The 11662-nt window shown below is 29.2% G+C and carries 9 protein-coding genes and 2 pseudogenes; 9 read left to right on the top strand and 2 right to left on the bottom strand.

Annotation, left to right across the window (positions count from 1 at the left end):
* Positions 1 to 56: 56 nt before the first annotated feature.
* Positions 57 to 1475, top strand: a complete 1419-nt coding sequence (locus tag IPK18_01765) for a chorismate-binding protein (protein ID QQR98289.1) — start codon at positions 57 to 59, stop codon at positions 1473 to 1475.
* A gap of 4 nt (positions 1476 to 1479) precedes the next feature.
* Positions 1480 to 2777, top strand: a pseudogene (locus tag IPK18_01760) (DUF389 domain-containing protein).
* Here the strand turns inward: IPK18_01760 and IPK18_01755 are convergent.
* Both IPK18_01755 and IPK18_01750 read right to left on the bottom strand, forming a co-directional pair.
* Positions 2778 to 3254 (bottom strand): hypothetical protein, encoded by a 477-nt coding sequence (locus IPK18_01755; protein ID QQR98288.1) that lies wholly within the window; start codon positions 3252 to 3254, stop codon positions 2778 to 2780.
* Positions 3251 to 3751 (bottom strand): TlpA family protein disulfide reductase, encoded by a 501-nt coding sequence (locus tag IPK18_01750; GenBank protein ID QQR98287.1) that lies wholly within the window; start codon positions 3749 to 3751, stop codon positions 3251 to 3253. The genes IPK18_01755 and IPK18_01750 overlap by 4 nt, the downstream gene beginning before the upstream one ends.
* 66 nt (positions 3752 to 3817) lie before the next feature.
* Here IPK18_01750 and IPK18_01745 point away from each other — a divergent pair, with 66 nt between their 5' ends.
* The 7 genes and pseudogenes from IPK18_01745 to IPK18_01715 all read left to right on the top strand — a co-directional run bounded on the left by IPK18_01745 (position 3818) and on the right by IPK18_01715 (position 11656).
* The gene (locus IPK18_01745; GenBank protein ID QQR98286.1) at positions 3818 to 5716 is read left to right on the top strand and encodes a RecQ family ATP-dependent DNA helicase; all 1899 of its coding nucleotides are present in this window, start codon (positions 3818 to 3820) and stop codon (positions 5714 to 5716) included.
* Positions 5697 to 6794 carry a glycosyltransferase gene (locus tag IPK18_01740; GenBank protein QQR98285.1) on the top strand — a complete coding sequence of 366 codons (1098 nt, stop codon included), beginning with the start codon at positions 5697 to 5699 and terminating at the stop codon, positions 6792 to 6794. Before IPK18_01745 ends, IPK18_01740 begins: the two co-directional genes overlap by 20 nt.
* Positions 6791 to 7648, top strand: coding sequence for a mechanosensitive ion channel (locus IPK18_01735; protein QQR98284.1), 858 nt, complete (start codon positions 6791 to 6793; stop codon positions 7646 to 7648). Before IPK18_01740 ends, IPK18_01735 begins: the two co-directional genes overlap by 4 nt.
* Positions 7632 to 8393, top strand: coding sequence for an alpha/beta fold hydrolase (locus IPK18_01730; protein QQR98283.1), 762 nt, complete (start codon positions 7632 to 7634; stop codon positions 8391 to 8393). The genes IPK18_01735 and IPK18_01730 overlap by 17 nt, the downstream gene beginning before the upstream one ends.
* A 21-nt stretch (positions 8394 to 8414) precedes the next feature.
* Positions 8415 to 9353, top strand: a complete 939-nt coding sequence (locus IPK18_01725; GenBank protein QQR98282.1) for an alpha/beta hydrolase — start codon at positions 8415 to 8417, stop codon at positions 9351 to 9353.
* A gap of 112 nt (positions 9354 to 9465) precedes the next feature.
* A pseudogene (locus IPK18_01720) lies at positions 9466 to 10802 on the top strand ((Fe-S)-binding protein).
* A gap of 71 nt (positions 10803 to 10873) precedes the next feature.
* Positions 10874 to 11656, top strand: a complete 783-nt coding sequence (locus IPK18_01715) for a (Fe-S)-binding protein (GenBank protein ID QQR98281.1) — start codon at positions 10874 to 10876, stop codon at positions 11654 to 11656.
* Positions 11657 to 11662: the final 6 nt, after the last annotated feature.

The following is an 11662-nucleotide window of genomic DNA, read 5'->3' as shown; positions in this document are numbered from 1 at the left end:
TATTTTTTTTAATTGAGATTGGTTATTTTTAATGCTTAAATGCATCTTTAATAACAATGTCAAATTTTAAATTCAATACTACCTATAAAAAAATATTAGCAGATATGGTTACGCCAGTAAGTATCTATCTGCAATTGCGTCAACAATTTAAAAATACAATTTTACTAGAAAGTTCAGACTATCATGGTGATGAACATAATTATTCTTACATCTGTTTTGATGCAATTGCGGGTTTCAAGCTAGAGCAAAATATTTTTACAGCACAATATCCAAACCAACATACAGAAGAAATTACAATTGATAAAGCGCATAATTCATTAGAAAAAAATATCAATCAATTTATACAATCATTTTCAAACTACACCACACCAATACAACATTGCATTAGCAATGGATTATTTGGCTATATGACTTATGATGTTGTTCAGCATTTTGAAGATATACAATTGCAACATCAAAATAAAACATTACCAACGGCGCAATATTTTATTTATCAATACATCATAGCATTCAATCATTTTAATCATGAATTATATATTATAAAGAATGATATTGATAATTGTGAATTAAAAAGCAAATTATCTTTCGATGATATTGAGAATATACTTAGAAATACAACATCAAAATTAGAAGCTTTTTCATCTTTAGATACAAAAACATCAAATGTAGATGATGTCACATATATTGATATGGTGAAAAAAGGCAAAGAACATTGTTTCCGTGGCGATGTATTTCAAATTGTATTATCTAGACAGTTTCAAAAGAAATATAATGGCGATGATTTTAATTTATACAGAGCATTACGCAGTATCAATCCATCACCATATTGTTTTTATTTTGATTTTGATGCTTTTAGATTAATCGGTTCATCACCAGAAGCTCAATTAATTATAAAAGATAATAAAGTTACAATTCATCCAATTGCAGGAACATTTAGAAGAACAGGCAATGACGAAAAAGATGCAGCATTAGCGCAACAATTATCAGAAGATGAAAAAGAAAATGCGGAACACATTATGCTAGTAGATTTAGCAAGAAATGATTTGTCTCGCAATGGAAAAGATACAGTAGTTGAAGTGTACAAAGAAGTACAATTCTATTCGCACGTTATTCATTTGGTATCCAAAGTATCAAGTTTTATTGATGAAAATGCAAATAAAATAAAAATGTTTGGCGATACTTTTCCTGCTGGCACATTGAGTGGCGCACCAAAATATAAAGCAATGCAATTGATAGATTCGATTGAAAATACATCACGTAATTTTTATGGTGGAGCAATTGGTTGGTTTAATTTTAATGGAGATTTTAACCATGCCATTATGATAAGAACATTTTTAAGCAAGGATAATTTACTCACTTTCCAAGCTGGTGCTGGTGTTGTATCAGATTCAGTTCCCGAAAGTGAACTTCAAGAAGTGGAGAATAAACTAAATGCATTGAACAAAGCAATAGATTTAGCCAATAATATTCAATAATAATATGGGAAAAATTCAGGAATTTTTAAACTTACATTCTGGCGAAGAAGACAAAGACAAAGTTCTTGAGAACGTAATTGCCAATACAAGTTTTAGAGGTTCAAACTTTTGGATATTAGCATGTGCTATACTAATTGCTTCGGTTGGCTTAAATGTAAACTCAACTGCAGTAATAATTGGTGCAATGCTAATTTCTCCACTCATGGGACCAATTATCGGAACAGGATTTGCCTTAGGTACGTTTAATTTCCCTTTACTAAAAAAATCATTAAAAAATCTACTAATAGCTACATTGTTGGGCTTATTGGTATCAACATTTTATTTTTTAATTTCTCCATTCAAAGAAGAACAATCAGAAATATTAGCAAGAACATCACCAAATATATATGATGTATTGATTGCTTTTTTTGGTGGCGTAGTAGGTGCCATTGCAATTACTAGAACAGAAAAAGGCAATCCAATTCCTGGTGTTGCAATTGCTACGGCATTAATGCCACCATTATGTACTGCTGGCTATGGCTTAGCCATATCAAATATTAGTTATTTTTTTGGCGCACTTTTTCTATATGCAATCAATTGTGTGTTTATTGCTATTGCTACGTTTGCTATTGTAAAATACCTTAAGTACCCAACCTATACCTACATTGAGCCTAAGCGTGAAAAAATGGTTAGAAATATTGTATATGCGCTTACGCTGATAATGATATTGCCAAGTTTGTATTTTGCATATAGCTTATTTGAAGAAAAAAGATATAGTCAGAATGTAGAAAAATTCATCAATCAAGAATTTTCTGACAAAGATTATACAATTATATATAAAAAAATTAATTTAAAATCAACACCCAAAACATTAGACGTAGCTTGCTTAAACAAACAATTTACAGCAGATGAAATAGCATCATTGAAAGAAGATTTATTGAAATTTGGTTTAAAAGATTTGCAATTAAATGTAAAACAAGATATACTACCCGAAGAAACTAATATCAATGAATTGAATGAGTTTTATGTTAATAATATTGAAAGCAAAGACAAACAAATAGAACAGCTAAAAGAAGAATTGGCAATGTATAATTTAAATACAGAACCAATTCTCAATGAAATTAAAGTATTCTTTCCTCAAATCAATTCAATATCATTAGCTACACATAAAATAGATATTGGTAATGAAATGAAAAGTATAGTATAGTTGTATGTTTATATAATAGTAATACTATCCTAAAAAAGGATGAGCTAGATAAACTACAATTATGGTTGAAAGAAAGACTGAAAGCAGAAGTTGTAGTTGCTTATTCAGTACGATAATTATCTTTTTTGAATTAAAAATTGCACGTAATCTATGCCAGAATCTATTGCATTTGGTAGAAATAAGTCAAATGTAAAATGAACTGATTTTTCAATAATCACATCTGTTTCTTCTTTATTATTACTGTTGTCTCTAGACCAAAAATTTAGTATTTGCAATAAACATAACCACAATGTTTTTTCGTAATATCTACCTACAAATGGTCTGTCTATGATTTCGCCAGTTTGTTTGCCATAGTCTATTACATTGTTTGCATAGTTGCTAAAATCAATACTCAAATTTTTTACTTCATTATTCATCATAATAAAATTATTTCTTGATTGAAGAATAGGTATAAATTTCGCTCTTTCTTTTTCTAGTGTTTGTATGTATGTAAATACAAATGCCAGAAATTGTTCTCTTGCATTGTATTCCATAAAATTCTCATCTTGATGACACACATCAAAACTATGTTGTAAGGCTTCTCGTAGACTCATTGATTTAGTTTTTTAATTATATCTATATTTTCTTCGTTGTTCCAAAATATATGCTCTGTTTTTGCTTCAACAGTCTTTCCATTTTTATTAATCAAATAGGTTGTCGGATATCTTCTAATGCCCAAATCTTTCAATTTTTCTGATGATTGATAAAAATCTAAATTTGCTTTTGATATATTTTTTACTTGTTGAATTTTTTCAAAAGATTCATCAGAAATCATTAAGATTTTAAGATATTTCTTACCACCTACATTTTTTTGTAATGCTTCGAGTTCTGGAATTTCTCTTCTACAATCACCACACCAAGATTGAAAAAATGATACAATATATACTTGTCCTTTCAAACTATTTACATCAAGTATCTTTCCATCTTCTAGTTGTAATTTTGTTGCTGCAATAGGCACATCTGGTATATATTTTAAAAACACAAACTTATAAATTATAAATGATAATATAATTAATACTATTAATACATATTTAATTGTGCTTTTCATCATACAAATTTAAGATTTATTATCTAATTAATTACTAGATATTCTAATATCTTAACTATTTTTACCATAATGCAAGATGCGTTAGAAATATTAAAAAAGTATTGGAACTATGATGCTTTTAGAGCACCACAAGATAAGATAATACAAAATATTATTGATGGAAATGATACGCTTGCATTAATGCCAACTGGCGGTGGCAAATCACTTTGTTTTCAAATTCCAGCATTAATGAAAGATGGCATATGCATTGTTGTTTCTCCACTTATTGCATTAATGAAAGACCAAGTATTTCAGCTAAAAAAAAGAGATATAAAAGCAGCAGCTATCTTTTCTGGCTTGAGTTATAAAGAAATTGATATCATATTAGATAATGCTGTTTTTGGATATTATAAAATATTATACGTTTCTCCAGAAAGATTAAAAACAGAATTATTTATCGAAAGATTTAAGAAAATGCCAGTAAATCTTATTGCTGTAGATGAAGCACATTGCATTTCACAGTGGGGCTACGATTTTAGACCACCATATTTAGAAATTGCAGCTATTAGAAAATACCATGAAGATGTACCAATACTTGCTCTTACTGCAAGTGCAACACCACAAGTACAAAATGATATTCAAGAAAAATTAAACTTTAAAAATTCATCAGTATTTAAAAAATCATTCTTAAGACAAAATATAGTATTTAGTGTAAGACAAGAAGTTGCAAAGCAAAATAAATTATTAGAAATTGTTTCTAAAATAAAAGGTAGTGGAATTGTATATGTAAGAAATAGAAATAAAACAAAAGAAGTTGCTTCGTTTTTAATACAAAATAAAGTGAGTGCAGATTATTATCATGCAGGATTAACAAATGAACTTAGAAGTAAAAAACAAGAAAATTGGATAAACAATAAAACACAAGTAATTGTTTGTACCAATGCATTTGGAATGGGCATAGATAAGCCAGACGTACGTTTTGTTGTACACTTAGATATACCAGAAACTTTAGAAGCATACTATCAAGAAGCAGGAAGAGCAGGACGTGATGGTAGAAAATCTTATGCAATTGCATTGTACACAGAAAATGATAAAGAAAATTTAGAGGCAAAAATTGAAGAGAAGTTTCCAAATATAGATGAGGTAAAAAAAATATATAATTCTATTTTTAATTATTTTGGAATTGCATTAGGTAGTGGAAAATTTACAACCTATCGTTTTAATTTATACGAATTTTGCGAACAGTATAATTACAAATCATCAACAGTATATTATGCACTAAAGTTTTTGGCACAAGAAAATTACATTCAATTTAATGAAGAAGTTTTTGTGCCATCTAGAATAATGTTTGCTGTAGATTATCTAGAATTATATAAATTTCAAGTTGCAAATGCACAGTACGATGCCTTAATCAAATCATTGTTGCGTGCCTATGGTGGAATACTGACACAATATGTTAAAATCAATGAGAAAGATATTGCCAATATGCTAAAGATAAATATTGATGAATTGAAACAGCAATTACGCATATTAGCAAAAAAGAAAATATTGTATTACGAAGAAAAATCAGATACACCAGAATTATTTCTTTTAGAAGAAAGATTGCATGAAAATAATCTATATTTTAATATAAATTATATAAATGAAAGAAAAAAGGTTGCCTACGACCAACTAAAAAATATGTTGTTGTACATTGATAGTAAAGAAATGTGCAGACAAAAAATATTTTGCAATTACTTTGGTGATAATGAGTTAGCTTGTGGTAGATGCGATATTTGTTTGAATGCAAAGCATCAACAAAGCTTTGAAGAAAATATGAAAAACTCAAGAGCAACTATCATTTCAAAATTAAATGATAATTTTATACCAATACAACAAATAATGCCAAACACTCATTTAGCAAAAACAGATTTCGAGCTTGCTATGCGCACTTTGTTAGATGATGCTTTAGTAGAAATTAATGTAAAACATGAAGTCAGAAAGAAATAATATTATTTTTTTAGTAAGCAATGATATTGTAACAGACAATAGAATGCATAAAATATGCAACACACTTTCTGCAAATAATTATCATGTAGAATTAGTAGGTAGGTATTTACCAAATTCAAAAGCATTACCAAAACTATATTTCCTACCTACACGATTAAAATTATTCTTCAACAAGAATTTTCTTTTTTACGCAGAATTAAATATTCGCTTTTTTATATACTTATTGTTGCATCAATTTGATATAGTTTGCGCTTGTGATGCAGATACATTGCCAGCAGCAATATTAGCAGGAAAAATTAAAAGAAAGAAAATTGTATATGATGCACATGAATATTTTTCAGAATCACCAGAACTAATTGGAAGAACAAATGTTCAGAAATTTTGGCAATTTATAGAATGCAAATTAATACCACAAGTAGATATTGCCTATACAGTAAATCAATCATTAGCTACAATATTTAAAAAAGAATTCAACAAAGAATTTCATGTTATCAGAAGTCTTCCACTAAAAAACAATACACTGTATCCGTCAAAAACAGAACCATATTTTCTTTATCAAGGCGCAATAAATTTAGGCAGAGGCATCAAAGAAAGTATATTAGCCATACAATATATTAATGACTATTCACTTTATATTGCAGGCGATGGCGATGAGTTTGAAGAAATAAAAAAAATAATACAATATTATAAATTAGAACATAGAGTAAAATTGTTAGGAAAACTAAATCCGACAGAACTAAAAGTAATAACACAACAAGCATTTGCAGGAATAAACTTATTAGAACAAATTGGAAAGAATTACTATTATTCACTGAATAATAAATTTTTTGATTATATTCAAGCATACATACCACAAATTGTTATTGCATTTCCAGAATATATTCAATACAATGATCAATATAAAGTTGGTGTTTTGGTCGATAAATTAATTATAGAAGATGTTGTAAAAGCAATGAAACTATTAATTGAAAATAAACCACATTACGATGAAATAAGAAATAATTGTATCAAAGCAGCTACAATATTAAATTGGGAAAATGAAGAAAATAAATTAATTGAATTATACCAAAAATTATGAATGAATTAGAAAAGTTTTTAGAATATACATTAATAAAAATTAAAAGTTACGAACTTACAGTTGCTATGCTAATTGTAATTGCAGTAGTTATATTATTAAACTATTTTTTTCTATTTGCAGTAAAGTATTTTATACTTAAAAAACAAATACAAAATGATATTAATAGAAACAGGCTTCTGTCAATATATCTATTAGTAAAGTATATATCGTGGATATTCGTTATTGCAATTATTTTTGGTATTCTAAAAATAAAACTTACATTTTTGTTAGCAGGTTCAGCAGCAATCATGGTTGGCTTAGGACTTGGCGTTCAACAAATATTTAAAGACATAGTTTCAGGTATTTTTTTATTGATAGATGGAACAATTAAAGTAAATGATGTTTTAGAAATTGATGATATTGTTGGTAGAGTAACTGATATTAAACTACGCACATCAGAAATCATTACAAGAGATGGAATCAACATTATTGTACCCAATGGAAGATTTATTTCCGAAAATGTGATCAATTGGAGTCACCACGAAAAAATTGCAAGATTCAAAATTGAAGTTGGCGTTTCTTATGATTCAGATGTAGAGTTAGTGAAAAAGATTTTATTAAAAGTTGCAGCAGAAAATAAAGATGTTATTTCAAATGATAAGGATAGAAATACACAAGTTAGAATTGATAGTTTTGGAGACAACAGCATCAATTTTTCATTACATTTCTGGTCAAATATTATTTTTAGAGTAGAAAATATAAAGAGCGATTTGAGGTTCGAGATATTCAGAAAATTTAAAGAACACAATATTCAAATTCCTTTTCCTCAACGCGACATTCACATTATTACAAAATCTAATGAACCTTTATTATAAAAAAATTGGAGACGGAAACAAGAATCTAATTATTTTACATGGATTATTAGGCTCTTCAGACAATTGGCAAACTATAGCTAAAAATATAAAGCCACAATATTCAATTTATTTGATTGACCAAAGAAACCACGGACGTTCGCCACACACAGAAAATATGAATTATCAATTGATGGCTGATGATGTATTTGATTTCTTAGCACAACAAAATATCAATAAAACATCAATTTTAGGACATTCAATGGGTGGAAAAGTGGCTATGCAATTTGCCTTAACGTATCCAGATTTTGTAGAACAATTAATCGTTGTAGATATTGCACCAAAAAAATACCGTGGCGGACATGAGTATATATTAAATGCTATGCAAAACGCACCTTTGCATACATCAACAGATAGAAATGCAATTGAATATTTTTTAGAAGACAAAATTATAAACACAGCAGAAAGACAATTTATTCTAAAAAATCTAACACGCGATGAGCATAAAAATTTTATCTGGAAATGCAATCTAGAAGGAATCGTAAAAAACTATAATGAGCTGATGGATTTCTCAGAAACAACAAATCAATTTCTCGGAAACACATTTTTTATAAGAGGAGAAAAATCAAAATATATAAAAGATACAGACTACAAAAAAATAGAAACATTATTTCCAAAAACAACATTCATTACGATTATAAATGCAACACATTGGGTACACGCAGACAATCCAACACAATTTTTAGAAGAAATAAATAAAATTCTGTAAATTGTCAAATAATCTATACTTATGATAAGAAAAATAATACTTTTCATCATTCTATTATTAATAATTTTTGCTGCATATGTCTTATTTTTAAGAAAAGACCTAACACTCACACAAGAATACGTTAAACAAAAATACGCAGAGCCAACATCAAAATTTATCAATTGGAAAGGAGCGGAGTTGCACTACACAGAAAGTGGCACAGGTTTTCCAATATTAATGATACATGGATTTGGTGGAAGCCACAAAGATTTTTTACCATTAGACTCTTTGTTCAATACAAACCATAGAGTAATCAGAGTAGACTTACCAGGTTTTGCATTATCGCAATTTCCATACGCAGAAACAGACACAACCAATTATTTAGCAGCATACAACGAATATTTTAATTTCTTGATAGATACACTACACTTAGATTCATTCTATGTAATGGGCAATTCTTTAGGTGGATTAATGGCTTGGAATCTAACCTTACAACATCCAGACAAAGTAAAAAAACTAGTACTATTGAATAGTGCAGGCTACGATATGCGCGAAGTAATGAAAACAGCCAATGCAGATAGATTTAGAAATCCACTATTAAAAACAGCATTAAAAAAAGGAATTCCAAAATTTATGATTGCCAACGGAATTAGTAGAATATTCTACGATGGAAGCACACTTACAGATGCAAAAATACAACGTGTGAGCGATTTTTGGAACAAAGCAGGCAACTTAAAACACATACTAAGTATGGCAAGTTCTAATCAAATTATTGACCAAGAAAAAATTAAAAACATCCAAATACCAACACTAATTATTTGGGGCAAAAATGATGTAATTGTAGATGTAAAATACGCAGATAGATTCCATCAAGACATTAAAAATAGTAAAGTACAAGTGTACAATAATTGCGGTCATGTGCCTATGCTAGAAATGACAAACAGCGTATATAATGATGTACAAAGATTCTTTAATGAATAAGCATATACAAAGTATAAAAATCAAACTTATAACACTTATTTAATTCAAACTGTTAATAATAAATTTTGTTAAATCAATACAAACATTGTATTTTTATCTCAAATATTTATAAATGGTTTTTACAATATTACAAATAGTTGCATTTTTAGCAATAAGTGGCACTGTAGCATACATTGGGTTCAAAAAATTTAAAGAAATCTATGACAACATCATGCTGGGCAGACCAGAACATATAGATTCTACTTTAAGCTTCAGATTGAAAAGTATGTTTCTTGTAGCATTCGGTCAGAAAAAAATGTTTAGAATCACATTTCCTGCTATGTTGCACTTAGTTATCTATGCATCATTTTGCATCACACAAATAGAACTTTTAGAAATTATATTAGATGGCGCAACAGGACAACACAGAATTTTATACCATTATTTATTTCAAGGTAATATCTTAGGCGAGTTCTATCGTTTTGTAATTTCATTTATTGAAGTATTATCATTACTTACATTCTTTGTTACAATAGTATTCATACTAAGAAGAACAATATTTATTATACCAAGATTCAACAAACCAGAAATGAAAGGTTGGCCAACTAAAGACGGATTAATCATCTTAGCATTTGAGTTGACGTTAATAACATTCATTTTTATGATGAATGGCGCAGATAGAGCTTTGCAATTACAAGGCGATCCACATTATATTGATACAAAAGGATTTCTATTGAGCAATTACGTAGGTCATGCATTATACAACTTACCACACGGATTGTTGGTACTAATGGAAAGAATTGGATGGTGGGGACACCTTTCTATGGTTTTCGCATTCTTGTTATACTTACCATATTCTAAGCATTTACATATAATGCTTGCATTTCCAAATACATTCTTTACAAGACCAGAGCCAAAAGGCGAAATACACAACATGGATAGCGTAATGCATGAAGTAAGATCAATGTTTGATGATAGCTACAAAGCACCAGAAACTGAAGGCGAAATAAAATTTGGAGCAAAAGATGTCTATGATTTATCATGGAAAAGTTTATTAGATGCATACACATGTACAGAATGTGGAAGATGTACTCAGGCTTGTCCAGCAAATATTACAGGCAAAAAATTATCTCCAAGAAAAATTATGATAGACACCAGAGATAGATTAGAAGAAGTTGCCAACAATAGAAAAATACACTACCAGATTTCGTAGACAATAAAACTTTATTAAACGATTACGTTACAGCAGAAGAGCTTAGAGCTTGTACTACTTGCAACGCATGCGTTGAAGAATGTCCAGTAAATATATCACCACTAAGCATCATCATAGAGTTGCGTAGAAATATGATTATGGATGAAAGTAATTCACCACAAGAGTGGAATACAATATTTGCCAATATGGAAAACAACCAAGCACCATGGCAATTTTCTCCAGAAGATAGAATTAAATGGACAGAAGAATTAAATTAAAAAAGTATAGTTATTAGTCAATAACAACAAAGTTTTAGAAAAAAATATCAATAAAAAATAAAACAATAAATATGTATACAGCTCCAGTTATGTCAGAATTAGTAGCAGAAGGCAAAACACCTGATGTTATATTTTGGGTAGGTTGCGCAGGCTCATTCGATCAACGTGCTCAAAGAATTACGATTGCCTTTACCAAAATTTTGAATCAACTAAGCATCAATTTTGCAGTATTAGGCACAGAAGAAGCATGTACAGGCGATCCAGCACGTAGAGCAGGAAATGAGTTTGTATTTCAAATGTTGGCACAACAAAATGTTGCAACACTAAATAACTATGGCGTAAAAAAAATAATTACAACATGTCCGCATTGTTTTAATACAATAAAAAATGAATATCCAGCATTAGGCGGAAACTACGAAGTATTACACCATTCTACCTACTTACAACAATTAATTAACGAAGGAAAATTGAAAGTAGAAGGTGGCGCATTCAAAGGAAAACGCATTACTTACCACGATTCTTGCTACCTAGGAAGAGCAAATGATATATACGAAGCACCAAGAAGTATTATAGAAGCATTAGATGCAGATTTGGTAGATGTTGCAAAATGCAAAACTAATGGATTATGTTGTGGCGCTGGTGGTTCACAAATGTTTAAAGAAGATGAACCAGGCACAAAACGTATCAATATAGAACGCACAGAACAGCTAATAGAAGTAATGCCAGATGTAATTGCAGTAGCATGTCCATTTTGCAATACTATGATTACTGATGGTATAAAAAATGAAGACAAACAAGACGAAATAAAAGTAGTAGACTTAGCAGAACTTATCGTTCAAGCTAATGGATACTAGTTTATA

The organism is Sphingobacteriales bacterium (genome assembly GCA_016699615.1).
In the GTDB taxonomy this organism is placed as follows: domain Bacteria; phylum Bacteroidota; class Bacteroidia; order Chitinophagales; family JADIYW01; genus JADJSS01.
This window is presented reverse-complemented; position numbering and strand designations above follow the sequence as displayed.